This is a genomic window from Mesorhizobium loti CJ3sym (assembly GCF_000472785.1).
Taxonomy (GTDB): domain Bacteria; phylum Pseudomonadota; class Alphaproteobacteria; order Rhizobiales; family Rhizobiaceae; genus Mesorhizobium; species Mesorhizobium loti_E.
On sequence record NZ_AXAL01000020.1, the window covers coordinates 107,585 to 134,361 of the forward strand.

The 26,777-nt window shown below is 61.2% G+C and carries 21 protein-coding genes and 2 pseudogenes; 18 read left to right on the forward strand and 5 right to left on the reverse strand.

What is annotated here, in order from left to right; translation table 11 throughout:
* Nucleotides 1–345 precede the first annotated feature (345 nt).
* Nucleotides 346–741: pseudogene (locus A3A9_RS42950) on the forward strand (IS481 family transposase); the annotation flags it as partial.
* 72 nt (nt 742–813) lie between these two features.
* On the opposite strand, the gene A3A9_RS0125480 reads toward A3A9_RS42950, so the two are convergent.
* Together A3A9_RS0125480 and A3A9_RS46540 are read right to left on the reverse strand one after the other, a co-directional pair.
* Complete coding sequence (locus A3A9_RS0125480; RefSeq protein WP_027033165.1) at nt 814–1,980, reverse strand: NAD(P)/FAD-dependent oxidoreductase; 1,167 nt, start codon at nt 1,978–1,980, stop codon at nt 814–816.
* A 132-nt stretch (nt 1,981–2,112) separates the two neighbouring features.
* Entirely contained in the window at nt 2,113–2,427 is a 315-nt protein-coding gene (locus A3A9_RS46540) for a methionine adenosyltransferase domain-containing protein (protein ID WP_411970577.1), read from the reverse strand.
* Here A3A9_RS46540 and A3A9_RS45865 point away from each other — a divergent pair.
* On the forward strand, nt 2,318–2,587 hold the full coding sequence (locus tag A3A9_RS45865; RefSeq protein ID WP_167334891.1) for a hypothetical protein: 270 nt from the start codon (nt 2,318–2,320) through the stop codon (nt 2,585–2,587). The genes A3A9_RS46540 and A3A9_RS45865 overlap by 110 nt on opposite strands.
* Nucleotides 2,588–2,810: 223 nt before the next feature.
* Here the strand turns inward: A3A9_RS45865 and A3A9_RS42965 are convergent.
* The 3 genes and pseudogenes from A3A9_RS42965 to A3A9_RS0125495 form a co-directional block, all read right to left on the reverse strand.
* A pseudogene (locus tag A3A9_RS42965) lies at nt 2,811–3,333 on the reverse strand (IS3 family transposase); the annotation flags it as partial.
* Nucleotides 3,334–3,410: 77 nt separating this feature from the next.
* Nucleotides 3,411–4,778, reverse strand: a complete 1,368-nt coding sequence (locus tag A3A9_RS0125490; protein ID WP_027033163.1) for a sigma-54-dependent transcriptional regulator — start codon at nt 4,776–4,778, stop codon at nt 3,411–3,413.
* Nucleotides 4,775–6,628, reverse strand: coding sequence for a sensor histidine kinase (locus A3A9_RS0125495; RefSeq protein ID WP_051371163.1), 1,854 nt, complete (start codon nt 6,626–6,628; stop codon nt 4,775–4,777). The genes A3A9_RS0125490 and A3A9_RS0125495 overlap by 4 nt, the downstream gene beginning before the upstream one ends.
* Nucleotides 6,629–6,902: 274 nt before the next feature.
* Between A3A9_RS0125495 and A3A9_RS0125500 the strand changes: the two genes are divergently transcribed.
* The 16 genes from A3A9_RS0125500 (at nt 6,903) to groL (ending at nt 26,541) form a co-directional block, all read left to right on the forward strand.
* Nucleotides 6,903–8,336, forward strand: coding sequence for a dicarboxylate/amino acid:cation symporter (locus tag A3A9_RS0125500; RefSeq protein ID WP_027033161.1), 1,434 nt, complete (start codon nt 6,903–6,905; stop codon nt 8,334–8,336).
* Nucleotides 8,337–8,651: 315 nt separating this feature from the next.
* A complete protein-coding gene (locus tag A3A9_RS0125505; protein ID WP_010913552.1) occupies nt 8,652–9,683 on the forward strand; it encodes a LacI family DNA-binding transcriptional regulator in 1,032 nt (343 codons plus the stop codon).
* Nucleotides 9,684–10,337: 654 nt separating this feature from the next.
* Nucleotides 10,338–12,053 (forward strand): nif-specific transcriptional activator NifA, encoded by a 1,716-nt coding sequence (nifA, locus tag A3A9_RS0125510; protein WP_161634539.1) that lies wholly within the window; start codon nt 10,338–10,340, stop codon nt 12,051–12,053.
* A 573-nt stretch (nt 12,054–12,626) separates the two neighbouring features.
* Nucleotides 12,627–13,586: an NUDIX hydrolase gene (locus A3A9_RS0125515; RefSeq protein WP_027033159.1), complete on the forward strand. Its 960-nt coding sequence runs from the start codon at nt 12,627–12,629 to the stop codon at nt 13,584–13,586.
* A gap of 64 nt (nt 13,587–13,650) precedes the next feature.
* Entirely contained in the window at nt 13,651–14,625 is a 975-nt protein-coding gene (nadA, locus tag A3A9_RS0125520) for a quinolinate synthase NadA (RefSeq protein ID WP_027033158.1), read from the forward strand.
* Nucleotides 14,622–16,163, forward strand: a complete 1,542-nt coding sequence (locus tag A3A9_RS0125525; protein ID WP_027033157.1) for an L-aspartate oxidase — start codon at nt 14,622–14,624, stop codon at nt 16,161–16,163. The genes nadA and A3A9_RS0125525 overlap by 4 nt, the downstream gene beginning before the upstream one ends.
* Nucleotide 16,164: 1 nt before the next feature.
* Entirely contained in the window at nt 16,165–17,046 is an 882-nt protein-coding gene (gene nadC, locus A3A9_RS0125530) for a carboxylating nicotinate-nucleotide diphosphorylase (protein ID WP_027033156.1), read from the forward strand.
* Between the two features lie 10 nt (nt 17,047–17,056).
* The gene (locus tag A3A9_RS0125535; protein ID WP_027033155.1) at nt 17,057–17,404 is read left to right on the forward strand and encodes a hypothetical protein; all 348 of its coding nucleotides are present in this window, start codon (nt 17,057–17,059) and stop codon (nt 17,402–17,404) included.
* A 146-nt stretch (nt 17,405–17,550) separates the two neighbouring features.
* Nucleotides 17,551–18,546 carry a biotin synthase BioB gene (gene bioB / locus A3A9_RS0125540; RefSeq protein WP_027033154.1) on the forward strand — a complete coding sequence of 332 codons (996 nt, stop codon included), beginning with the start codon at nt 17,551–17,553 and terminating at the stop codon, nt 18,544–18,546.
* Nucleotides 18,543–19,682: an 8-amino-7-oxononanoate synthase gene (locus A3A9_RS0125545; protein WP_027033153.1), complete on the forward strand. Its 1,140-nt coding sequence runs from the start codon at nt 18,543–18,545 to the stop codon at nt 19,680–19,682. Before bioB ends, A3A9_RS0125545 begins: the two co-directional genes overlap by 4 nt.
* The gene (gene bioD, locus A3A9_RS0125550; RefSeq protein ID WP_027033152.1) at nt 19,679–20,314 is read left to right on the forward strand and encodes a dethiobiotin synthase; all 636 of its coding nucleotides are present in this window, start codon (nt 19,679–19,681) and stop codon (nt 20,312–20,314) included. Before A3A9_RS0125545 ends, bioD begins: the two co-directional genes overlap by 4 nt.
* A complete protein-coding gene (locus A3A9_RS0125555; RefSeq protein ID WP_027033151.1) occupies nt 20,314–21,579 on the forward strand; it encodes an adenosylmethionine--8-amino-7-oxononanoate transaminase in 1,266 nt (421 codons plus the stop codon). The genes bioD and A3A9_RS0125555 overlap by 1 nt, the downstream gene beginning before the upstream one ends.
* Nucleotides 21,576–22,559 (forward strand): beta-ketoacyl-ACP synthase III, encoded by a 984-nt coding sequence (locus A3A9_RS0125560; protein WP_027033150.1) that lies wholly within the window; start codon nt 21,576–21,578, stop codon nt 22,557–22,559. Before A3A9_RS0125555 ends, A3A9_RS0125560 begins: the two co-directional genes overlap by 4 nt.
* 58 nt (nt 22,560–22,617) lie before the next feature.
* On the forward strand, nt 22,618–23,070 hold the full coding sequence (panD, locus tag A3A9_RS0125565) for an aspartate 1-decarboxylase (protein ID WP_006333949.1): 453 nt from the start codon (nt 22,618–22,620) through the stop codon (nt 23,068–23,070).
* 1,453 nt (nt 23,071–24,523) lie between these two features.
* The gene (groES, locus tag A3A9_RS0125580; RefSeq protein ID WP_006203049.1) at nt 24,524–24,820 is read left to right on the forward strand and encodes a co-chaperone GroES; all 297 of its coding nucleotides are present in this window, start codon (nt 24,524–24,526) and stop codon (nt 24,818–24,820) included.
* 62 nt (nt 24,821–24,882) lie between these two features.
* Nucleotides 24,883–26,541: a chaperonin GroEL gene (gene groL / locus A3A9_RS0125585; protein ID WP_027061209.1), complete on the forward strand. Its 1,659-nt coding sequence runs from the start codon at nt 24,883–24,885 to the stop codon at nt 26,539–26,541.
* Nucleotides 26,542–26,777 lie beyond the last annotated feature (236 nt).

Sequence of the window (26,777 nt, forward strand, 5' to 3'; positions counted from 1 at the left end):
TGTCGCGGAAGTGCCTGGCCGCGATGGACGCGCGCCTGGGCTGGTCTTCCGCGCAGACCAGAAAATGCTCTTCGGAGCCAACGCAAACATCAACCACTTTCCTTAAGGCTGCTACATTCTTGAATTCTTTCTATGCATCGTGCCGTAACATCGGTAAAATCGTCTGTTTCGATGAAACGCATCCACGCCATGGATGGCTAGGGACATGGGTTCCAGAGCGTTGGCTGTGAACCCGCTCGCTGTGCTCGACGCACCGCTAACCCCAGCGGAACCTCACGGTGACAGCACGCAGCATCGACCTAAGTGAGCCGGCCATGAGCGCGGGCCGCGGCCACGAAGCTTCGACTGGGCCAGGTTCTGCACGGGAGCGCCACAAAGAAAGAGGCGATGCGTCGAGCTGTAAGCGAGCCTGAGCTCGCTTTCGAAGCGCTATGCCATCAACCCCAAGACGGTCGCGAAGTGGAGGAGCGGAGTTCGACCGCCGATCTGCCCACCGGCCCCAGGGAGCCGAGATCGAAGGTTCTGTCTGCCGTAGAAGAGGACTGTTGTTGTGGCCTTCCGCCGCAACACACTGCTGCCGCTGGACGATTGCCTCTACGGCCTTGCAGCCGACGATCCCGCATCTGACGCGCTCTTCATTGCACCGATGTCTGCAGAGCAAGCATCGGCTTCTTCCACATTGATATTGCGGAGATCCCAACCGAACAGGGCAAGCTAAACATCAAGGCCTTTGTACCGCGGCACCGCCTGTCGCGAACCTTCGCGCCCCTCTGTCCCGCCGGCACCAAAGGAGCCGTCGCGGCGCCGTTGTTGCTAGATCACATTCAATTCCCTAAACGCCCGCCCTTCGGCGACACGGATGTACCCAAACGCGGAGCAATCGACCGTGCGGTAGCCGCCATGCACGAGAAGCTCGGCCAGCGCCTTGCCGACCGCCGGGGCCTGCTGCAGACCGTGGCCTGAAAATCCGTTGGCGAAGAGGAAATTTTTCACCTGCGGATGCGGGCCGATGACCGCGTTCTGGTCGAGGGTGTTGTAGTCGTAATGGCCGGCCCAGGCGCGTGTCGGCTTGATCGCCTCGAAGGCCGGAATGCGGGTCGCCAGCACCGGCCAGATGACCTCTTCGAACAGCGGCCAGTCGACCTCGAAATCCTGGGGATCGGCCGGGCCGTCGCCCTCTTCCGGCTCGGCGCCGCCGGTGAGATAGACCGAGCCTTCCGGCCTGACATAGATGCCGGAGGGATCGACCAGCAGCGGCATGTCGGCATATTTTTCGCGCGCCTCGAAGACGAAGACATTGCGCTTGCGCGGCTCGACCGGCAGCGCCAGCCCGGCGAGAGCGGCGACCTTGCCGGCATTCGGCCCGGCGGAATTGAGGACGGTGCCGGCTTCGATCGTCTCGGCATTGTCGAGCCTGACGCTGGTGACACGGTGGCCCTGCCGCTCGATGCCGATGACCGAGGCGGTCATAAAGTCCACGTTCTTGCCGCGCAGCGCCTTGCGGAACAGCGTCAGCATCGCATGCGCGTCGAACCAGCCTTCGCCGCTGCGGCCGTAGGAGCCGGCGGATATACCTTCGGTCGACAGCCAAGGGAAGCGGCGCGTCAGCTGATCCGCGTCCTCGAGCAGGATGTCGGCCCCCTCGGCGACCTGCGCTTCGTGATTGGCATACAGGATCGGCAGCCCGTTCTCGCTAGCGAGAATGAGAAAGCCGCCCTCGCGAAAACCGATGTCGGCGTCCGCGCCGAATTCTTCCTTCAGCCGCCGGAACAGTTTCATGGTGAACTGCGACAGGCGGATGTTCTGCGGGATCGAGAATTGCTGGCGAATGGAGGCGCAGGACAACGTCGTTGCCGCGTGCGCGAACTGCGGATCGCGCTCGATCAGCGCGATCGAGCCGGAAAACCCTTCATCGCGCAGATAGTAGGCGATCGAGGAGCCGACGATGGCTCCTCCGATGATAACGATGTCGTAACGCACTTTTTTGTCGCCTTTCCGGTAACCGCCCGTGTCGATCACACAGCCGTCAGCATGATGTCGAAGCGCGTGCCGCGGCGGGCGCGGGCCTAGCGAGTTGAAAAGGGTTGCCGCATGCGCTTGATCCAGCGGCGCTCACGCAGCTGCCGGTCCTGCCTCACGCAGCAAGTCGTCGGCTCTGTCCTTCTTCTCCCAGGTGAACTCAGGCTCTTCACGGCCGAAGTGTCCGTATGTCGCCGTGTTGCGGTATATCGGGCGTACGAGATCAAGCATCTTGATGATGCCTTTCGGTCGGAGATCGAAAACATGCGAATCCAAACATGAGGCCCTGATCCCGCCCTTGCTCGAGATCCTGCCATCGTCCTTCATCAACGCCCTGGCTGATGTCGGGCGACTGCCCGGTGAGAGCCAGAACGACGGCGCAATTTCGACCATCAAAGCCGATGGCATCGTCGTAGCCAATATCGAGTATCGTATCGCGGGCGACTTGGGTGTAATCGATGTGCGCATGGCTGGTACCCTCGTCCTGCTGGCTTTGTCATTTCGCGCTCTTCGCAAATGCTGTTTGGCGGCGGAACATAAAACGGCACCAGATTTCTGCCGCCACTGATCTCGCAAGTTGTGATGAGCGTACCATTGACAGCGATTTGCGCTCGCAACGATTCCATGAATTTCTTTGAAGGATCTGTTGCAACGCTAAACAACAACGCAACGAGATTGGCGGGGGCCTGGTAAGACGGCAAGCTGGAACTGGTTGGCCAAGAGGGAGGCGATCGGCGCACCTTTCCCCAGGCGACGTGCTAACTTGCATCGTGCACCTCATCCGCCATTTGCTAAATGTTTAGTCCCGGCATTTGCTGGAGCGGATTGAAAGTGAACGCTCGGGCTGGGAAGCCCATGCCTTCCAGATGAACTCGCAGGGCGTGAGGCCCTTGAGGGTCTTCAGCTTGCGGCCGAAATTGTAGGCCGCGACGAAGTCGGCAAGATGCCGACGCAGTTGGTCGCGATCGTCGTAGTGGAAGCGCTTGACGGTTGCGTCTTGATGGTCCGGTTCATTCTCTCGACTCTTCTCGCCGGCCTGTCGCCGTCGACATCTGGCAATCGGCCGATGCTTGCCTGCAGACAGTGGTGGGAGCGCGTCAGATGCGGGACGTCGGCTGCAACGCGTAGAGGCAATCGTCGAGCGGCAGCAGCCTTGTTGCGGCGGAAGGCCACAACAACGGTTTTCCTCGACACACAGAACTGTCGACTCCCTGGAGCCGGTGGACAGATCGGCGGTCGAATTCCGCTTCTCCACTTCGCGACCGTCTTGGGGTTGATGCCATAGCGCTCCGAAAGCGACCTCAGGCTCGCTTCACCTAGCCCATAGTGCATCCTTTGAGTCGGACGAGAATGGCGAAATTTCTTTTCCGCGACATGCAAGCAAGAAGGCTTCAGCCAATGGCGGTTTTTCGATAATCGGCCGTGTCTATCCCATGCCGTTTCAGCTTGTCGTAGAAGGTCTTGCGGGGAACTCCCAGGACTTCGATCGTGCGCCTCACGTCGCCGCCGCATTCCTGCAAGGCATCGCGGATGACAGTCGCCTCATAAAGGCTGACCTTCTCGGACAAGTGGAGGCTTGATACCGCTTGTTCCTTTCGACCTGATGCAATGGGCGTGCCTAGCCTTTCAAGTCCCAATGCAACGCGATCGGCGAAATGCACGAGTTCACGGACATTGCCGGGCCAATTGTGGCTCACGAGGCGATCGCGCACGCCAGCGCTTATGTCCGGAACTGGCCTGCTGAAGCGTTTGGAGGCGCGTTCCAGGAAATGCCCAAAGAGCATCGGGATGTCTTCGCGCCTTTCGCGAAGCGGCGGGATGCGGAGCGTCACCACATTCAGCCGGAAATAAAGGTCTTCCCGGAAATCTCCGCGGGCGGCCGGATCGCCGAGATCGGCCTTGGTAGCCGACACGACACGAAGGTCGATGCTGCGGGTTTCGTTCGTGCCAAGCGGCGTGATCTGTCGGGTCTCAAGCACCCTCAGAAGCTTCACCTGGAGTGCTGGCGGCATCGACTCGATTTCGTCGAGGAAGAGCGTCCCTCTGTTCGAATGCTCGATGCGACCGGTCCTGCGCCTCTGCGCGCCAGTAAAGGCGCCTGCCTCGTGCCCGAAAAGTTCGCTATCGATGACGCTTTCGGGCAGCGCTCCACAATTCAGGGCAACGAAGGGCTTCGTGCGTCGTCTGCTCCAGCGGTGAAGCAGATCCGCGACCACCTCCTTGCCCGTGCCCGTCTCGCCTTCCACAAGGACATCCACATCAGTATCGGCGATCTGGCGGAGAGTTTCGCGCAATCGAATCATGGTCGGTGCCTCCCCGATCAGCGGGATATCGCCCGCAGATCGGACAACCGCATCCCTAAGACGTCTGTTTTCCAGGACCAGGCGCCGTTTTTCCGAAGCGCGATGCAGCGTCACGAGAAGCCGGTCGTTCGCATATGGCTTCGAGATGAAATCGTAGGCGCCATCCTTGATGGCGGCAACGGCCAGCTCGACGTCGGCATGCCCGGTGATCAGGACAACCGGAATTTCCGGGTCGATCGCCTTCACTCGCTCGAAGAGCTGAAGTCCGTTCAGCCCGGGCATACGGATGTCACTCACGACAGGGCCATCGAAGTTCCCGTCGATTCTGGCGAGTGCGGCCTCGGCCGAACCGAACACGCTCGGTGAGAACGAGGCAAGCTTCAGCATCTGCGTGGCTGCGCGAAGCACATCCTCGTCATCGTCGATAAAAATGACCGGTCCTGATTCAGCACTCATGCCGCTCGCCTCAGCTCGACCGTGAAGGAAGTCCCTCTCCCGTGGCCGGCATCATCATGCCGCAACGAGCCGCCGAGCTCACGTGCGATCTCTTGCGAAATGACCAGGCCAAGACCGAGACCCTTTTCCTTGTTGGTAACGAACGGCATGAAGAGGCTCCTGCGAATGTCGGGGGCAAGGCCGGGGCCGTTGTCCCGAAGGGAAATAGCGACCATTTCCCCGTTTTCGGCGAGCGCTATCTCGACGCGGGGCTTCGGTTGATCCTTCAGAGCGTCAAGCGCGTTCTGGAGAAGGTTGACGAGTATCTGCTCCAGTCGCATGCGGCTTGCCATGACAATTGGAGACGGATCGATCCGCTTCCGTTCAATCGTCACCCCGGAATCGCGAATTCGGCCTGAAAGAAGCGACAGAGCGCCGTCGATCGCGTCGTCCGCCAGTATCGGTCCCATCGATCCGCTGGCGCGGCGGGAAAAGGACCTTAGCGTTTCAGTGATCGTGCCGATCCTGCCGGTTATGGCGACGATCGAGGTCAGATTCTCGGCGGTTTCTTGCGACCGGCCGATCCCTAGAAGACGCGCGGCATTTTCAGCATAGGTGCGGATTGCGGCGACCGGCTGGTTGATCTCGTGGGCGACCCCGGCCGTTATCTGTCCCAGGATTGACAAGCGGTTCGCCTGGGCGAGTTCCTCGCGCAGGCGACGCACTCTTGCTTCAGCGTTCTCTCGCTCGGCGATCTCACCGGCGAGCGCTGCGTTCGAGCTCTGGAGCTCCGCCGTGCGCAGTTCGACGCGATGCTCCAGTTCCGCATTCAGCAATACAAGCACTTCTTGCCGCTGCCGGGCCGCCCGCCGCCGTCGAACAATGATGAAAATGACGAATCCAACGAGAACGAGGGCAAGCAGCGTTGTCACGCGGGCTGTCATGACCGCCGAGGAGATCTCGGTGTCGGCGGGGATGAGCAACGACATGCGCCAGCCCGGAACTGCTTTGCCGAGATCCTGCGAAACCGCAACGAAACCGGCTGATCGACTCTCAGGAGTTGCGGTGACCAGGTTGTCGCCGCGGCGGGAAAGCGGCACCGGCTCGAAAGTCACGCCCGGTAGCTGCAGACGATCGCGAGCGGTTTGCTTCTCCTTTGCGGAAAGCGGTGAGAGAGCGCCAAAACGCCATTGGGGCACGCTCGTGGCAAGAACCACGCCTCGCTCATCGGTCGTGAAGACCACGAAGCCGCTCTCCAGCCAACGCGACTCGACGCGGTCGAGCTCCACCTTCACCACAACCACACCGAGCGGCCCCTCCGGCCCATCGACCCGGCTCGACAGATAGAGACCAGGGCGCGCGCTAACCGTGCCGAGCGCATATTGCATAGCCGCGCCATCCGCCATCGCCTCGGTGAAGTAGTGGCGAAAGCGGTAATCGCTGCCGACGAAACTGGTCGGCTCGCCGGCGTTGCTCGCAGCAACCGCTACGCCCTCAGGATTAATGATGTAGAGTATAGAAGAGCCGGCGTCGCGCGCGATGGCGCGAAGCTTCTCATCAAGCGCGGCTTCGTTGGCAGTGCTCGGACTGCGAAGCATCTCCTGAACGGCACCGTCGCGTGCCAGAACCAGCGGAATCATTCGCTGCTTCTCGATCTCTCCTTTCAAACTGTCGGCTGCAAGCGGGAACGCGGCAAGAGCACGGTCGCGTAGGGCATACTCTGCTCTGGTGCCGGCGATGCGTCCCGTTGCAAAGACGACGAAACAGAGCGCCGCACCAAGAATTGCAAGCAAAACCACAAGCCAGAGAGATCGACCGCCGGATCTACCAGGGAAGACCAATGGGGCGCGCTGGAAGGCGCCATTACCCATGTCTTCTTCTTCTGCCATCGTATTCTTAAAACCGATCATTGACGAACCATAGTGCGGGGTTCCGCCAGAAGGGAAGGCGATCCGTGCGGAAAACCGCACAATCTTGCTGCGCGATTTGTTGAAGATACCTGAGGCTCCGGCGATTTCCGCGCTCTCTTGGCTTGGCACGGCTATTGCGGTCAACAACGCAGCAGCGTTCGACCGGGGCGCCGCGATGGGAGAAGCCGCGGGGAGGAACAGCCCGCCCCAAACCGGTCAGGGAGAGAAAACTTACATGTTGACCCCACTGGCTCCAAGCGTAAAGCGCGCACCCCGCAAGACCCTTTTTGCCAAGCCTTACGTGCAGGTGCTTGTCGCAATCCTCCTCGGAGTTGCGGTTGGCCATTTTTATCCGCAAATCGGAGAAAACCTGAAGCCGCTCGGCGATGCCTTCATCAAGCTCGTCAAGATGATCATCGCGCCCGTTATCTTTCTGACCGTGTCGACTGGAATTGCCGGCATGAGCGATCTTCAGAAGGTCGGCCGTGTTGCCGGCAAGGCGATGGTCTATTTCTTCACCTTCTCGACGCTCGCGCTTATCGTCGGCCTCATCGTCGGCAATGTCATTCAGCCTGGCGCCGGCCTCAACATCGATCTGACCTCGCTCGACGTCCAAGCCGTCAATGGCTATGCCTCAAAGGCCCATGAGCAGTCCGTGACCGGCTTCCTCATGAACATGATCCCGACCACGATTGTCGGCGCCTTTGTGGAAGGCGACATTCTACAGGTGTTGTTTTTCTCCGTCCTCTTCGGCATCGCGCTGGCGATGGTCGGAGAATCGGGCAAATCGGTTCTTTCCTTCCTTCAGGACCTCACTGCACCCGTTTTCAAATTGGTCGGCATCCTGATGAAAGCCGCGCCGATCGGTGCTTTCGGAGCAATGGCCTTCACGATTGGCAAATATGGCATCGGTTCGGTAGCCAACCTTGCGATGCTGGTCGGGACCTTCTATCTCACGGCCTTCCTCTTCGTATTCGGGGTTCTCGGTGCAGTCTGTCGCTACAACGGCTTCTCGATCTTTTCTCTTATCCGCTACATAAAGGAAGAGCTGCTGCTGGTCCTCGGAACGTCCTCCTCCGAGGCTGCGCTGCCCTCTCTCATGGAGAAAATGGAAAAGGCCGGCGCCAAGCGCTCGGTCGTGGGCCTGGTTATCCCGACCGGATATTCCTTCAATCTGGATGGCACCAATATCTACATGACCCTCGCCGCCCTTTTCATCGCGCAGGCGACGAATACGGATTTGTCAGTTGGCGATCAGGTCCTGCTGCTGCTCGTCGCGATGCTTTCCTCCAAGGGTGCAGCAGGTGTCACGGGTGCCGGCTTCGTCACGTTGGCCGCGACGCTCTCCGTAGTGCCGGCAGTTCCCGTTGCTGGAATGGCGCTGATCCTTGGCGTCGATCGCTTCATGTCGGAATGCCGGGCACTGACGAATTTGGTCGGTAACGCGGTGGCATCGCTCGTCGTCGCCCGCTGGGAAGGCGAACTGGATCAGGCGCAATTGAAAGCTGCATTCTGCGGCCACCAGCCTGCCGAGACATCAACCGGCCAGCCACTGAGAACGCCCGCGCCGAGCAACTCGGCAGCATCGCTGCCGGTTGAATCGCCTGGCTGGTCCCAAACGCCGGACGATCGGGCCGCGGGTTCCAAACAAACTCTCGCGGGCCGATGAAATCAAGAATCCCGAAATGCAGTGGGTGCAAAATCATCTGCGCCTTGCGAAGGTCTTGCACCGGGCACGACACACAAGCCATCGATGATGCGCTTAATGCCTCCGAAGTTTGCGACGGTTCGTGGAACCGGGCGTGGAGCTCGATCGGAGCCGTCGGCACGGCTGAACAATTCGCCCACGCTCTACGTCTCGGCTTCTACCTCGCACCATGCCACGACAAGAATTCGGTAGCGAACAGGATCAATGCAGGAATGACAGATTTTACTGAATCGACCTTTGCCGGGACTCTTGATGTCGTTTAATCAGACTCGAACAATGGCGAAGCGACCCATAATTGCTGATATCGCCCGGGAAGCCGGGGTTAGTGTTGCCACCGTTGACCGAGTTCTGAATGCCCGTCATCCGGTGCGGAAGGAGACTGCGCAGCGGGTCTTAGCGGCGGCACAGGCCATCGGATATCACGCCGCAGGTCTTATCAAGCAGCGCCTGCAGCCGGACCTGCCGCAATATCGGCTTGGCTTCATCTTGAGAAAACCGACTCACCACTTCTACCAGGGCTTCGCGCGTGAGGTCGAAGCGGCGGTCAACGCGGCGAAGTGCTTCCATGGCACTTCGCTCATCGAATTCGCGCCGTCGCACATGCCATGCGACCTTATTCCATTGCTCAAGGAATTCGGAGCGCGCTGCCACGCGATCGCCATGGTGGCGCCGGACCATCCGGCGATCACGGCAGCCGTCCAAGAACTCAAGGCAAAAGGCATCCCCGTTTTCTCGCTGCTTTCCGATTTCGCCGAAGGTGTTCGTGAGGGTTATATCGGCCTCGACAACCGCAAGGTCGGGCGGACGACAGCGTGGATGCTTTCAAAGGTCGCAAGACGGCCGGGCAAGGTGGCGGTTTTTGTCGGCAGCCACCGTTTTCAGGGGCAGGAGCTGCGGGAGGTCGGCTTTCGCTCCTATTTCCGTGAGAATGCACCGGCATTCGAGCTGCTCGATCCGCTCGTGAACCTTGAGGCACGGCAGATCACCTACGAGGCCACGCTGGATCTCATGCAACGGGAACCCGAACTCACCGGCTTCTATGTGGCCGGCGGAGGTATGGAGGGAGCGATCTCCGCGCTCCGTGAAGAAGGCGAAAGCCGGGGTCTCGTCGCGATCGTTAACGAGATCACGCCGGAGTCACGGGCTGCACTCGCAGATGGCATGATCACGATGTCGGTCGCCACGCCCCAGCGCCTGCTTTGCCAGGAACTGATGACGCTGATGGCCCAGGCCATCAAGGTCGGCACTTCGGAGACGCTTGGGCAGACTTTTCTGCCGTTTGAGATCTATCTGCCGGAAAACATCTGAAAAACTGATAAAATACTATCATGAGAGCCTAATTTCCTTTCATTCATGAAAGAAAAGCAGCGGGAGTTTGATTGACTCACCTGCCTCATTCCGGTCTCGTTTAACAACGAATGATTGCTGCGCGGCGGAAGCCAGTCAGCCGAGAACGATGACCCGCACTTCATGAAGAGAGAGGAAAGCCATGCGTCAAGCATCGCTCCGCTTTGCGATCGACCGCATGACGCCGCCCCATCTTGCCAGGGCCGCACTTGCTCGCGGCCCGGGCCTGACTGGCATCGACATTAGCTATCATCTCGATGGCAATTTCATTGCGCGCGAAAAGCCGGCTGCAGACGTCCGTCTTGCTGACGGATCAATCGTCACGACTATCTTCATCAACGCCTTTTCGTGTTTCAATGAATCCCCGCGTGCAAGGGCGAGGCGAGCAAACTCGTCGATTGTGCAGCGGCCTGCGGAGCGAAGACGCCGACGAATGCGATTCGCCAAGGACATCCACGCGCTGGACAATAGGCGCACTTGCCTCGGGCATCGATTTCATGGCGCGAGATGGATGATCACATGCACGATACTCGCAACTGCGAGCAAAGTGCCAGGCAGATCTCGTCACGCTGCATATCGCTTCCAAAAATGAAAAGCCCTAATTCAAAGTCCGAGATGAATAACGTGGTCCCTATTGTGCCGTTGCACCAGAGGGCGCCGGACATCTTTGAAACGTCGACAGCGCTCACCGCTCCCTCTGGGCTGGAAGCCGCGTTGGCCAACGTCGTCGACCTCCTGCCATCGTTGGTGCAGGTGCGGCACGGCATCATCTCGCTCTGCGACGGTGCCGGCATACCGGACATGACCGTCGGCGCCGGCTGGAGCGAAGGCAGCGATGAGCGCTACCGCAAGCATCTGCCACGGGCGGCGATCGACCAGATCATAACGACGGGCATGGCGCTCGTCGCCGAGAACATAGCGTTGGATCCGGCTTTCAACGCCGCCGACAAGGACGTGCTCGGGGCGTCCGACAACATGAAAGTGTCGTTCATCGGCGTACCCATTCGCGTCGATGCGAACGTCGTGGGCACGCTGACCATCGACCGCATCCTGGACAACAAATCAGGCTCCCTCCTCGATTACGACCTGCGCCTCCTTACCACAATCGCTAATCTGGTTGGACAGACAGTGAAGCTGCATCGCCTGTTCGCGTCCGACCGCGAGCGACTGATGGCCGAAAAAATCCGGATGCAAAAGCAATTCGGCGAACTAAAGCAGCCTGGGCATGAGGGCAAAAGGGCTCATGTCAAGGGGATCATTGGCGACAGCCCGGCGCTGCGCGGGCTGCTTGAGAAGGTCGCGTTAGTAGCCAGGTCCAACAGCACCGTTTTGCTGCGCGGGGAATCGGGGACCGGCAAGGAGCTGGTCGCCAAGGCCGTTCACGAGATGTCGGGACGCGCCAAGCGGCCGTTAATCAAGCTCAATTGCGCAGCGCTCCCTGAGACAGTCCTGGAATCCGAACTGTTCGGTCACGAAAAGGGTGCCTTTACCAGTGCATTCAACTCGCGCAAGGGGCGCTTTGAGCTCGCCGACAAGGGAACGTTGTTTCTGGACGAGATCGGTGAGATTTCGGCCTCGTTCCAGGCAAAGCTGCTGCGCGTGCTGCAGGAGCAGGAGTTCGAGCGCGTCGGCAGCAACCAGACGATTAAGGTCGACGTTCGCGTGATTGCCGCCACGAACAGGAACCTGGAAGACGCGGTTGCAAGGAATGAGTTTCGCGCCGACCTTTATTATCGCATCAGCGTTGTTCCCTTGCTGGTGCCGCCATTGCGCGAAAGGCGCGGTGATATTCCGCTCCTTGCCGCTGAGTTTCTCAAGAATTTCAACAGCGAGAACGGCCGTACGATGGTCTTCGATGCGAGTGCGACTGAAGTGCTGATGAACTGTGCTTTTCCCGGAAATGTCCGCGAGCTTGAAAATTGCGTGCAGCGCACAGCGACCCTGGCAGCGGCAGCGTCAATCGGCAGAAACGACTTTGACTGCTGCCACGGCCGATGCCTTTCCGCGATGCTATGGAAGCACGCATCGAAGGAGACTGCGCCGAAATCGGAGCCGATCGCACCATCGTCACTGAACCCGGCCATGCAATCGTCTGGTGCTTTTGCTTCGGCCGCCTTTGGCGGCCCGCCCGTTGACAGCGAGCAGGCACTGCCAGCGCCTGTTCGGCTAGGCCTCGTAAGCGACGCGACGATGACCGATCGCGAGCGTCTCATCGCGGCCATGGAAAGATCCGGCTGGGTACAGGCAAAGGCAGCGCGCCTGCTTGGACTGACGCCGCGCCAGATTGGCTACGCGCTGAGGAAATACGGTATCGAGATCAAGAATCTCTGAACCGGCTCGCGGACCTCAAGCAGGGCCGCGAGATAGCGCGCGAGGAGAATAGCTGGGACAATGAGCGTTGATTGGTACGGCTCGGACCTCCGTCGGTGAGACGTTGCAGCCGTCCTGTTGGCGCCGGCCGCAATCCACGGCCCGCTCGACCGCACGGCGCTTGGTATCCCAATCAAGTTGGCGAGAACGCAGCGCCGTCATGGTCGGTCCGATGGCCATGTCGCTCCGCCGGCCCCGTGCCGGATGTCTCGCGATTGAAACGGAGAACAGTACGCCGTCAACCAGCCTAACCGGAGTGGTGTAGGTCGTCAGGCAGATAAGCGCCGTACTGCCTTTCGCGCACGGATATCCGGCGGCGTGATCGCCTTTCACGAACCAGCGACGCTCAATCGACGTCTCTCCTCACCCAGCGTCACCCACGGCGAGTGTCGCGTTTGGCATATTTTTGTGCAGGCGCGAAGAGGTAAAGTCGCCACAGCGCGTGGTGTTGACGCGACGATTGGTATGATACAGAACAGAACTAAATCGGTTTAGACAGTTCGCGCGGAGGCCTACCCAAGTGGGTCAGGAACCATGGATCAGGCCAAAGGACCAAGGAAAGGCAGAACCATAGGCAAGACCAACGATGTCAACGCCGACCTGATCGCAGTCGTGGTCGCCGTGAACGACGCTGGACCATGTGTTCTGACCATCGAACAGGGGGCCGCTCTTCCCTCGGGCCCGTTTGAGCTCGCTCATCGTTCGCTCCAGTCGGGGCTCAGGGCATGGGTAGAACTGCAGACCGGTCAGCCTCTCGGTTATATCGAGCAGCTCTACACCTTTGCCGATCGCGATCGGGTCGGCGCCAACCAGCGCGTGATCTCGATCAGCTATCTCGCACTCACCCGCGAAGAAGATGCGGGCGCCTCGGGCAGGCGCAGTTGGGCCAGCTGGTACGACTATTTTCCGTGGGAGGATCATCGCTCCGGCAGGCCCCCGATAGTGCTGGAAGAATTGCGGCCGCGCCTTATCGAATGGGCGGACGGCGCGGACGACGGCGCGACGCGCTTCGATCGCCGACGGCGAGCGGCGGTTGCCTTTGCCTTGGACGGCCGGGCATGGAACGAAGAGCTCGCGCTGCAGCGCTACGAGCTGCTCTACGAAGCCGCCCTGGTGGAGGAAGCAAAGCGCGGCGGAGTTTTGGCCATCCTCGCTTCGGTGCCGGGCAGATCGATGATCGCCGATCACCGCCGCATTCTGGCAACGGCTATTGCGCGACTGCGCTCCAAAATCAAATACCGGCCTGTTGTGTTCGAACTGATGCCGCCGCTCTTCACGCTTTTGCAGCTACAGCGAACTGTGGAGGCGCTCTCCGGCAGGCTCATCAACAAGCCGAACTTTCGCCGGCTCATAGAGCAGCAGGAACTGGTTGAGAAGACAGGGGCGACGACCGCCGAGACCGGCGGCCGGCCGGCGCAGCTCTACCGCTTCCACCATACTATTCTCGACGAGAGGCCTGTGGCCGGCACAAAATTGCCGATCGCACGGGCTTGACACCGCTTATAGTCACAACGATTATATACGCCTTATAATCAGGTAGACTATAACTGGAGGCTCGATGAGCGCCGTCCTGCCTTCGAGCGCCTCACTGTACGACCGCGTTCGGCGCGTTATCCCACCGATCGAGTGGCCGGTCTTCGTCGAGGATATCGATGCAATCCTGAAACTGAAGCGACAGCGCAATGCCGTCATCCTGGCGCATAACTACCAGACGCCGGAGATTTTTCACTGCGTGGCTGACATCGTTGGCGACAGCCTGGCGCTGGCCCGCAAGGCCATGACGGTCGATGCGGACGTCATCGTGCTCGCGGGCGTGCATTTTATGGCCGAGACCGTCAAGCTGCTCAATCCGGACAAGACCGTGCTCATCCCGGATCTCGGCGCCGGCTGCTCGCTGGCGGACTCGATCACGGCCGAAGACGTGCGCATGATGCGGCAGCGCTATCCGTCCGTTCCGGTCGTCACCTACGTCAACACCTCCGCCGCGGTGAAAGCCGAGTCAGACATTTGCTGTACCTCAGGCAACGCGCTTGCAGTCGTAAAGTCGCTCGGCGCGCCGCGTGTGATCATGCTGCCCGATGAATATCTGGCGAAGAACATCGCGGCGCAGACCAAGGTCGAGATCATTGCCTGGAAGGGGCGCTGCGAAGTGCATGAGCGTTTCTCGGCGGCCGACATCCGCGAGTTGCGTGAGGCCCATCCCGGCATCAGTGTACTTGCCCATCCCGAATGTCCGCCTGAAGTGGTCGCGGAAGCCGATTTCGCCGGCTCGACGGCGGCGATGTCCGACTATGTCGCTTGGCACAAGCCGGCGCGTGTGGCGCTGATGACGGAATGTTCAATGAGCGACAATGTCGCGGTCGAGCATCCGGACGTGGATTTCGTGCGTCCCTGCAATCTGTGCCCACATATGAAGCGCATCACACTTCGTAACATCCGCACCGCGATCGAGGAGAACCGCCACGTCGTCACGATCGATCCTCATGTCGCTGAACGGGCCCGCTGGGCTGTGGAACGCATGCTCTTTGTATGACGGCGGACATTCATCACATTGGCGGAGCGCCGGTCATCATCGGGGCCGGTATCGCCGGGCTCATGACGGCGCTTCACCTGGCGCCGCAACCAGTCGTTCTGCTCTCCAGAAGCCCACTCGGGACGGAGGCCTCGAGCACCCTCGCGCAGGGCGGCCTCGCAGCGAGTCTTGGGGAGGACGACAGCCCCGACCTGCACCTCGCCGATACGCTTGCTGCCGGCGATGGGCTTTGCGACGAACAAATGGCCAGGCGGGTGGTAGAGGCCGCACCTCAAGCCGTCGAGAACCTTATTCGTCTTGGTGCTCCTTTCGACCGGTCGCTGGACGGGAGGCTGCAGCTGGGCCTGGAAGCGGCGCATTCGCGTCGCCGCATCGTGCACGCCGCCGGCGACGCAACCGGCCGCGAGTTGTTTCGGGCGCTACTCGGCGTGGCGCGGCGAACCCGTTCGATCACGATCATGGAAGGCATGACAGCGCTTCGCTTGGTTGTCGCGGAAGGGAGCATTGTAGGGGTGGTGGCTGCCCTGCACGGCGGCGTGTTCGCATTGCCCACACGCCGCGTGGTGCTGGCCACCGGTGGGATGGGCGGCCTGTTTTGCGACACAACCAATCCGCTCTCCACATTCGGGCATGGCCTGGCGCTGGCCGCCTGCGCGGGCGCGGAACTAGCCGATCTCGAATTCGTGCAATTCCACCCAACGGCCCTCGACATTGCGCGCCGGCCAATGCCGCTTGTCAGCGAAGCAGTGCGTGGCGAAGGCGCGGTGCTGATCGATGAGCACGGCCATCGCTTCCTGGCAGATACGCCCGGGGCAGAACTCGCATCGCGCGATGTGGTCGCGCGCGCGATCTCGGATCAGCTCGCAGCCGGGCATGGCGTCTATCTCGATGCCCGACATTGTCTCGGGCAGAAATTCGCAAGACGCTTTCCGGCAATCGACGCTATTTGCAAGCATGCCGGCATCGATCCGGCGGTGGAACCCATTCCCGTGCGGCCCGCTGCTCACTATCACATGGGCGGCGTGGCCGTTGACGCCGATGGGCGAACTTCCGTTAGCGGCCTGTGGGCCTGTGGCGAAGTCGCATGCACGGGACTGCATGGCGCCAACCGGCTTGCCAGCAACTCGCTGACCGAAGCGGTTGCAACCGCCGCCTGGGTGGCTGAAAGCGTCGCGGCTACCGCTGCGGGTTGGCAGTGGCCTAGGCTTCCCGCAACTGTTCCCATTCGGCCCGACCCTTCACCTATTCGCCCGATTGTGTCCAATGCGCTTGGCATTGTTCGGAATGGGAAATCACTGCGCGACACGGTCGCGACACTGCTGCCGATATCTGTTTGCGAGACGGCCGCGGCCGATCCGGCCCTGGTGGCATTGTTGATGGCGATCGCCGCGCTTCGGCGCGAGGAGAGCCGCGGCTCCCACTATCGATCCGATTTCCCTGGCCGCGATGCCGCCGCCCTCCCCTCACGACTGACGCTCTGCACAGCTTTTGAGAATGCCGTCACGCTCAGATGGCAAGCATCCGAACGGAGCCTTTGACATGACTTCACTTGCACCACTTCCCCAGATCATCATGGAGCCCATCGTGCGTTGTGCCCTACTTGAAGACCTGGGCAGAGCCGGCGACATCACGAGCGATGCGATCATTCCCGCCGATTGCAAAGCGACGCTGGCGTTGAATGCCCGGCAGGGAGGCGTTGTTGCCGGGCTCGACTTGGTCATGTTTGCCTTCCTGCTGGTCGATCCCGGGATCAGCATCCAGCTGCGTTGTCCTGAGGGCGGCAAGGTTTCGGCCGGCCAGACCATCGCGATCGTAAACGGGCCGGCGCGCAGCCTGCTGACGGCGGAGCGGACGGCGCTCAATTTCTTATGCAAACTCAGCGGCATCGCGACGGCAACGGCTACGCTCGTAAACGCGGTGAGGGGCCATCACGCAAAAATCGTGTGCACGCGAAAGACGACGCCGGGCCTGCGCGTCCTGGAAAAATATGCGGTACGAGCGGGCGGCGGTGCCAATCACCGGTTCGCGCTCGACGACGCCGTGCTCATCAAGGACAACCACATCGCCATTGCCGGCGACATTCGCACTGCAATCGAGCGCGCGCGCAGCGCCATAGGTCACATGGTCAAGATCGAGGTCGAGGTGGACAGGCTGGACCAGTTGGAGATCGCGCTTACAGCGGGCGTCGACGCCGTGCTCCTCGACAACATGTCGGTCGAGGACCTTGCGCAGGCTGTGGCTATGGTCGGGGGCCGTGCGATCACCGAGGCTTCAGGCCGGGTGACGCGGGCGAGTGCCGCGGCAATTGCGGCGACCGGCGTCGACCTCATATCGGTCGGCTGGCTTACCCACAGCGCGCCCATTCTAGACATCGGTCTCGACATGCCGGCCGACCGAAATTGCAACAGGCATCTGAACTGATGGAGAGGACATGAGCCGGGATCGCAGGAACTCCTTTGGTCGCAGGCTAACCTGCATCGGCACGTCCCCGGTTCCACCAACAGCCGACGCAAGCCTGCTCGGCGACAAGCGCCACGCTTCAACAACGGAGGCGGGAACGACGGACCAGCAAGGCACAGAAAGCCGCGTCGCAGCCCTTGGCGTCATCATCTGCCGACTCGACGAGATGCGCCAGTTGGCGGCCTCTCACGGCCTGGAACTTCTGGGTTATCTGCTGGACGTCGCCTTCACCGAATCCTGCGACGCGATCAGAAAGGAGCATTCCTGCGCTCAAAGTAAAACAACGGAAACCGAAATCCCCACGGATGACGTGAGTTGAGCCTGCGGGCAGCAGTTGGAGAATCCGCTTCAAGCGCGCCACCGCTCGCGTTTCGATAGAAGACTTCCCGCTGGCATGCGCCTTGTCTTCAACATCCACTGCAACGCTCCAGGTCAAGGACGGAAGATTAGGAGAACAAGACCGTTATGAACGAACTCAGCCCAGACCTGACCTCGGATCCAATCGGTTGGGCGCTTCCCCCCTGGACGCGAGCGGAAGCCCAGGCGGTCTACGACCTGCCTTTCAACGACCTTTTGTTTCAGGCGCAGACCCTTCACCGGCACAATTTCGATCCCAACAAGGTCCAGCTCAGCCGGCTTCTCAGCATCAAAACAGGCGGATGCCCGGAGGATTGCGGCTATTGCAGCCAATCGGCACATCACGAAAGCGGGTTGAAGGCGTCAAAGCTGATGGAGGTCCGGCACGTCATCGCCGAGGCGACCAAGGCCCGTGACGCCGGCGCCACCCGCTATTGCATGGGCGCTGCCTGGCGAAACCCGAAGGCGCGCGACATGGACGCGGTGGTGGCGATGGTCGAGGGTGTCAAGGCACTCGGTATGGAGACCTGCATGACGCTCGGCATGCTCGATCTTGAGCAGGCCGCTCGTCTGAAAGAGGCCGGTCTCGACTACTACAACCACAACATCGACACCTCCGAGCGCTATTACTCAGAGATCATCTCGACGCGCACGTTTGCCGACCGGCTGGATACGCTCGCCAATGTCCGCGACAGCGGCATTAAGGTCTGTTGCGGCGGCATTGTCGGCATGGGCGAAGAGCCGGTGGACCGGATCGACATGCTGGTGACGCTGGCCAACCTGCCGGAGCACCCGGAAAGCGTGCCGATCAACATGCTCATCCCGATCGAGGGCACCCCGCTTGCCGAGGCTAAACCCATCGAGCCGATCGAATTCGTGCGCGTCATCGCGCTGGCGCGCATCATGATGCCGAAATCGCATGTCCGACTCTCCGCCGGCCGCACCGCCATGACCGATGAGATGCAGGCGCTGTGCTTTTTTGCCGGCGCCAACTCGATCTTCGTCGGCGACACACTGCTGACGGCGGACAATCCCGGCGAAGACAAGGATACTCTGCTGTTCCAGCGTCTCGGCATCGAGCCGATGGACCTCGAGACGCAATGAACGAGGCACTTCTTGCCCGGTATGACGCGTCCTTGCGCGGACTGGCGCGCAAGGACCGGCTGCGGACGCTGTCGCCACGTGCCGGGCTCGACTTTTCCTCGAACGACTATCTCGGTCTAGCTGCCTCCAAACGACTTGGCGATGCGGTTGCGGCAGCAATTGCGCGAGGCACGCCGGTCGGCGCCACCGGGTCGCGGTTGTTAAGGGGCAACTCACCGGAGCACGAGGCCCTGGAGGCAGACGCCGCGGCGTTCTTCGGCGCCGAACGCGCGCTGTTCTTCGGCAGCGGCTATATCGCCAACTTCGCTCTGCTGACGACGCTGCCGCAAAAGGGCGACCTCTTGATCCTCGACGAGCTTGCTCATGCCAGCATGCATGAGGGGGCCCGCGCTGGCCGCGCCGAGTTCAAGCTCGCCGCGCATAACGACATCGATGCTGTCGAGGATGCGATCACCCGCTGGCGCGCCGAAGGCGGCATGGCCCGCATCTGGATCGCGGTCGAAAGCCTCTACAGCATGGATGGCGACCGCGCCCCGATGGCGCGCCTTATCGCGCTTGCCGATCGGCACGAGGCATTCCTCGTCGTCGACGAGGCGCATGCCACCGGCATCTGGGGACCGGACGGCCGCGGGCTGGCCGCCGCTTTCGAGGGCCGCGACAACATTGTCGCACTTCACACATGCGGCAAGGCGCTCGGCGCGTCCGGCGCACTCGTCACCGGGCCGGGAACGCTATGCGACTATCTCGTCAACCGCTGCCGGCCATTCATCTACGCCACCGCGCCGTCGCCTCTGATGGCGGTGGCAGTGCGCGAAGCGCTGGCCATGCTATCCGACGAGCCCCAACGCCGTGTCCAGCTTCAGGAGCGCGTAGCCTTCGCGGGCCGCCAATTGGCCGAGCGCTGCGGCGTGAAGCCCAGCGGCTCGCAGATCCAGCCCTTTGTCATCGGCGACAACAGGCGCACCATGGCGGTGGCGGCGGCGCTGCAGACGCGCGGTTTCGACATACGCGGCATTCGTCCGCCGACCGTACCCGAGGGCACATCGCGACTGCGCATTTCGCTGACGCTCAACGTCGACGAAGCCGACATTTCCGCCATGGTCGAGGCGCTCGTCGAGGTGCTGGCCTCGACATGACCAAGCGCATCGTCATCACCGGAACAGATACCGGAATCGGCAAGACGGTGTTTTCGGCGGGATTGGCCGGCTTCCTCAACGGCTTCTACTGGAAGCCGGTGCAGTCGGGCCTCGACGGCGAGACCGACAGCGAGGTTGTTGCGCGGCTTGCCGGCCTTCCGCCGGGGCGCGTGCTGCCGGAAGTGTATCGCCTGAAGGAGCCGCTGTCGCCGCATCGTTCGGCCGAACTCGATGGCGTCGCGATAGACGTGGCAAGGCTCTCGCTTCCGGACTTGCCGGGTCCGATCGTCATCGAAGGTGCCGGGGGACTGATGGTGCCGCTCAACCGGCGGACCAAGTTCATCGACATATTCGCTCAGTGGCGGGTGCCGGTCATCCTGTGCGCCCGTACCAAGCTCGGCACCATCAATCACACCTTGTTGTCGATCGAGGCCCTGCGGGCTCGCTCGATCCCGCTCGTCGGCATCGCCTTCATCGGCGATGAAGTGGCCGATACGCAAAGGACAATCGTGGAATTCAGCGGCATACGCCAGCTTGGCAGGCTGCCGCTGCTCGATCCGCTGACGAGTGAGACGCTGAGGGAAGCGATGGTTGCCGGCTTCGACCTCGCAGCGATCGCAGGAGGCGAGTGATGTCGCAGTCTCAAGTCTGGCATCCGTTCACCCAGCACGCGCTCGAGCCGGCTATCCCTGAAATCGTCAGGACGGAAGGCGCCTATCTCTACAAGGCTGACGGCACACGTATCCTGGACGCCATTTCGTCCTGGTGGGTCGTCACGCATGGCCACCGCCATCCCCGCATCATCAGGGCCATCGAGACGACCGCGTCGAGCCTCGACCAGATCATCTTCGCGGGCTTCACCCACGAGCCAGCCGAACGCTTGGCCAGGGCGCTTGTCGGGCTCGCTCCCACCGGTCTCGACTGGGTGTTTTATTCCGACAGCGGCTCGACCTCAGTCGAAGTCGCGCTGAAGATGGCGCTCGGCTATTTCCGCAACATCGGCGCGCCGCGCTCGCGCATCGTCGTCATGGAGCACAGCTATCATGGCGACACCATCGGCACGATGAGCGTCGGCGCCCGAGGCGTGTTCAACGCCGCCTACGAGCCCTTGCTGTTCGAGGTCGACACAATCCCCTTCCCGGCCTCCGGGCGCGAGCAGGAAACGCTGGATCGTTTCGAGGCCGTCAGCCGTGACCGGCGCGCGGCCGCGCTGATCGTCGAGCCGCTCGTGCTTGGCGCCGGCGGCATGCTGATGTATCCGGCCTCGGTTCTCACCGAATTGAAGAAGATCGCAGAAACCTCCGGAACTCTGCTGATCGCCGACGAGGTGATGACCGGCTGGGGGCGCACCGGGACCATGTTCGCCTGCGAGCAGGCGTCCATATCTCTTGATATCCTGTGCACCTCGAAGGGCTTGACCGGCGGTGCCATCCCGCTGGCCGCCACACTTGCCACCGATGCCATCTTCCAGGCCCATTATTCCGAGGACCGCACGAAGACGTTCTTCCACTCGAGTTCCTACACCGCCAATCCGATTGCCTGCGCGGCAGCACTTGCCAATGTCGAGATCTGGCGCGACGAGCCGGTGGCCGAACGGATCGCGACCTTGAGCGCGAAGCAGGCCGCCGGGCTGCAACGCTTCCGGGACAATCCATATTTCACCGACTGCCGGGCGACCGGCACGATCGCGGCACTCGATCTGCGCACCGGCTCAGCCGGCTATCTGGCCGAGATCGGACCGAAGCTCCGCGCCTTCTTCCTCGAGCGCGGCCTGCTAGTGCGCCCGCTCGGCAATGTCCTCTATCTTCTGCCGCCCTATTGCATCACCGGCGAGGAATTGGACGGGCTCCATGACGCCATCGAGGAGGCCGGCGAACGCTTCGGCACAAAGCCATGAGCCGATCGTCGCGCGTCCTCGGGTTTGGTCATCATGCGCCGTCGCGCAAGGTCGAGAACCCGGAAATCGAAAACCGTCTCGGGCTAGAACCCGGCTGGATCGAGCGGCGCACCGGGATACGTTCGCGCTTCTGGGCAACGGACCAAGACACGCTGTCTGGTCTTGCCACGCAGGCTGGCGACATGGCTTTGGCGAACGCCGGCATCGACCGCAGCGACATCGGTCTTTTGTTGCTTGCCACCTCGACACCCGACCACCTTCTGCCGCCCAGCGCACCCCTGGTCGCGCACAAACTCGGCCTTGGCCGCGCCGGCGCCGTCGATCTGACCGGCGCTTGCGCCGGCTTCATCTATGCGCTGATGTTTGCCGACGGCTTCACTCGTCTGCATGGGAAGGCGAGCCTTGTCATTGCCGCCAACATCCTCAGCCGCCGCATCAATCCGGCCGAGCGCGCAAGTTCGGTCCTTTTCGCCGATGCCGCCGGCGCCCTGGTGATTGGTGCGTGCGAGGACCCTGATCTAGGTATTCTCGGCGCTTCGGTGGATTCGGACGGCTCGCGCTACGGGCTGATCCAGATCCCGGCCGGCGGAAGCAGCATCCCATTCCATGACGATCTGGATCTCGGGCAAACTCGGATGACGATGACCGACGGACGCGAAGTGTTCGCCAAAGCTGTTGAGATGATGACCGATTGCTCTACAAGCGCGCTTGCCGTTGCCGGAGTGCGACCACAGGACATCGATCGGTTTGTGCCGCACCAGGCCAATGCCCGCATTTTCGATGCGGTCGGGCGAAACCTCGGCATCGCCGATGAAGCGATCGTCAAGACGATCGCCGAGTATGGCAACTCTTCCGCCGCGACGATCCCGCTCTCGCTGTCGCTCGCCCATCGGGCGGCGCCGTTCCGGCCAGGGGAGAAGGTTCTTCTGGCGGCCGCGGGTGCGGGTCTTAGCGGCGGTGCGATCGTCGTTGGAATTTAGCCGCGCGAACCGAACTGCCAAGACTGACCTTGAACGATGAATACAGGGACAACGACCAATGCGAAAACTAGTCGCCGGCAAGCTGCACGGCATCCACGTCACCGAAGCGAACCTCAACTACCATGGTTCGATAACGCTCGACCCCGACCACTGCGAGGCAGCCGGGATCCTGCCGATGGAATTCGTGGAGATATGGAACAAGAATTCCGGTGCGCGGATTTCGACCTATGTCATCCTCGGCGAGCGCGGTTCACGGTGCTGCATCCTCAACGGAGCGGCGGCTCGCACCTGTCAGCCCGACGACCCAATTATCGTCTGCAACTCCATCTACCTGGACGAAGCGCATATCACCTCGCTGAAGCCGCGCATCGTCACGTTCGACCAGGATAACTACATACTCGACCGCCTGAGCTACTCCGTCGATCTTGACACAGACGGCCGTTACAGTTTCTCGATCCTTGATGAGGCGAATGAAGCTTTGGCAATTCCAGCCTTGGTTTCCGGGGCGTGAGCCGCGCTCCGCAGATGTGCGAGCCTCGGCACTGAAGAGCGTCTGGTCTAAGACTCGACGAAGTTGCTGAAAAAGGCCGATGCCCACTGCGCCTTGGGCACCGTGGGCCTTCGTGGGATGGCGCAATGTCTCGCAGCTGCTGATCCGCGAACAGCGGTTTGCATGTCTGACCCTTGTCTCAGGTTACTTGCGGTGGCGGCTTGCAAATTCTCTCTGCTTTCTCAAGCGCCGCGGCTGGGTCCTTGACGACCTGGCTTTTCATGATCTTTGCCGCCGTGTCGATCAAGCAGGCCACCGTCTTCCGCATCGGCAGCGGTGCCAACCATCATCGCGAATATGGCTAGCCGAACGGCCGCAAGCAGCATTGAGGTGGGCCTTCGGCAAAGTGTTTCTCGCCGGCGCCAAGGCTCGCCAGCCATCCGACGCCTGATCGCGTTACATATCAGGTTCGTCGATCGGTGGCTTGGCAGCAAGACCGAGCCTGGCTCGTTGGCCATCGGCGTAATTTTCGGCGGGAAACTGTGTCTTGAACCGAAGAACTGTCAGTTTGCCGTCCTCGACAATATGAACAACCCATCCCCCACTACAACGCTTGACCCGCACGTCATTAGGTTCGCCAGCCACCATTGCTGCCCTCATTTTCGTTGCCCTTGGGCTGAGACTGGAAGTCGTTCCCGCACATCGGAAAACATAGGACCTTACGTAACGTCAAGCCCCGATTTTGGGATAGCCGATGCCTTGTCGATTTCAGGGTGACGGCGATTCTGGTCCGCAACGTCCGTGAGTGCTCAAATCGATTTAGATGCGCAGATTCTGCATGTTAATTCAGCCTTGTTATCCACAACTAACGTGAATGGGAACGCGTATTCAGTCCGAGTACCTCTGCAAAAAATCTGCCGCTCTGGTGAGGGGAGCGGGCGATCAGGGCGTGTGAGGTGCTGACGTCAAACGCGAGATTCCGGAAGATTGATAAAATCGTTTGTTTCGATGAGATGCATCCACCCTGTGGATAGAAATACAGTCCCATGAACGGGCAAGCCTCTGGTGCGGGAGATGATGCTAAAGGAGACATCCCGCATGGCCACTCCACGCAAAAGCTCGGCACGTCTCGGCGCTACCAAATGCTCAGCCCCTCACCTCGCTCTCTACGGTGCGACGAAGCGCGCTGGCAGATCGCGGAAGGCACAATGGTTACCGATCCGCAGGGTGGATTCATCCTGTGGGTCGAGCCTCCGAACACCATCGATTGGCTCGACTCTTTCAGGGCTGCATCGTCCGGAAAATCGTGATCGCCCACCCTCTTGTCTTGACTAGCCCCCGCCTGGGGCTTATCTCGTCGCATTGTTAGCGCTCGCCCTTGGTGAGTGCTAACCGCAGGCCGGCATAGCCGAGCTTTGTAAGTTATCCGGCGTCGCCGGACGCTTTTCTCACCGTTCTCATCGAGGAAGAAAAAATGGCAAAGTCGAAGTTCCGCCCGCTTCATGACCGCGTGGTCGTTCGCCGGGTCGAATCCGAATCCAAGACCGCCGGCGGGATCATCATCCCGGATACGGCAAAGGAAAAGCCGCAGGAAGGCGAGATCATTGCTGTCGGCTCCGGCGCTCGTGACGAAGCCGGCAAGCTCGTCCCGCTGGACGTCAAGGCCGGCGACCGCATCCTGTTCGGCAAGTGGTCGGGCACCGAAGTCAAGCTCAATGGCGAAGACCTTCTGATCATGAAGGAATCCGACATCATGGGCATCATCGGCTGATATCAGGCCTTTCCGTCAACTGAATTCCCGGGCTCAATCCAAGCCCTTGCCAGGAGTTAAAAATGGCTGCCAAAGACGTAAAATTCTCCCGTGATGCCCGCGAGCGCATGCTGCGCGGTGTCAACATCCTCGCCGACGCGGTGAAGGTCACGCTCGGCCCCAAGGGCCGCAACGTCGTCATCGACAAGTCGTTCGGCGCCCCGCGCATCACCAAGGACGGCGTCACCGTCGCCAAGGAAATCGAGCTTGAAGACAAGTTCGAAAACATGGGCGCACAGATGGTCCGCGAAGTCGCTTCAAAGACCAACGACATCGCCGGCGACGGCACCACGACCGCGACCGTTCTGGCGCAGTCGATCGTCCAGGAAGGCCACAAGGCGGTTGCCGCCGGCATGAACCCGATGGACCTNAAGCGCGGCATCGATCTNGCCGTNACCGANGTCGTCGCGNCNCTNNNCAAGNNNGCCAAGAAGATCAAGACCTCNGANGANGTTGCCCAGGTCGGCACNATNNCNGNCAATGGCGACGAGTCGGTCGGCAAGATGATCGCGGAAGCGATGCAGAAGGTCGGCAATGAAGGCGTCATCACGGTCGAGGAAGCCAAGACTGCCGAGACGGAACTCGAAGTCGTCGAAGGCATGCAGTTCGACCGCGGCTATCTCTCGCCCTACTTCGTCACCAACGCCGACAAGATGGTTGCCGATCTCGAGGACGTCTACATCCTNCTNCACGAGAAGAAGCTCTCCAACCTNCAGNCCATGCTGCCGGTTCTCGAAGCNGTCGTGCAGACCTCNAAGCCGCTGCTCATCATCTCGGAAGACGTNGAAGGCGAGGCTCTGGCCACGCTGGTNGTCAACAAGCTGCGTGGNGGCCTGAAGATCGCCGCCGTCAAGGCGCCGGGCTTCGGTGATCGCCGCAAGGCCATGCTGGAAGACATCGCCATCCTCACCGGTGGCCAGGTCATCTCCGAAGACCTCGGCATCAAGCTCGAGAACGTCGGCCTCAACATGCTCGGCCGCGCCAAGAAGGTGTCGATCTCCAAGGAGAACACCACCATCGTCGACGGCGCCGGCAAGAAGGAAGAGATCCAGGGCCGCGTTGCCCAGATCAAGCAGCAGATCGAAGAGACCACGTCGGACTACGACAAGGAGAAGCTGCAGGAACGTCTCGCGAAGCTGGCGGGCGGCGTTGCGGTGATCCGCGTCGGCGGTGCGACGGAAGTCGAAGTCAAGGAAAAGAAGGACCGCGTCGATGACGCCCTCAACGCGACACGCGCGGCCGTGGAAGAAGGCATCGTTCCCGGCGGCGGCGTTGCCCTGCTGCGCGCTTCGCTGAGCATCAACGCTGTCGGCGCAAACTCCGACCAGGCCGCCGGCATCAACATCGTGCGTCGCGCGCTGCAGGCTCCGGCCCGCCAGATCGCGGCCAACGCCGGTGCGGAAGCCTCGATCGTTGCCGGCAAGATCCTTGAGAACAAGGGCGCGACCTTCGGCTACAACGCCCAGACCGGCGAATATGGCGACATGATCGCCATGGGCATCGTCGATCCGGTCAAGGTCGTGCGCACGGCTCTCCAGGACGCGGCCTCGGTCGCCGGCCTGCTCGTCACCACCGAAGCCATGATCGCGGAGGCTCCGAAGAAGGAGTCTGCTGGCGGCGGCGGCATGCCTGGCGGCATGGGCGGCGGCGGCATGGGCGGCATGGGCGGCATGGACTTCTAATCTAGCCTCTATCAGCTTTCAAATACCGAGAGGGCGGCAGCGACGCCGCCCCCTTTTTTTGGGACGGAGCCGGTCGGAAAAGGTTTGGGCTCGCGTGATATTGTAGTGCGCGCGCCTACACGGCCACACTACATCGTCGCAGTGGAGCTTTCGGGTGGCGAACTGAACAAACATGGCTTTGTGCGCGACTATCAAGACTTAGCAGCGCTCAAGCCACTACATCGATGGCACGTTCG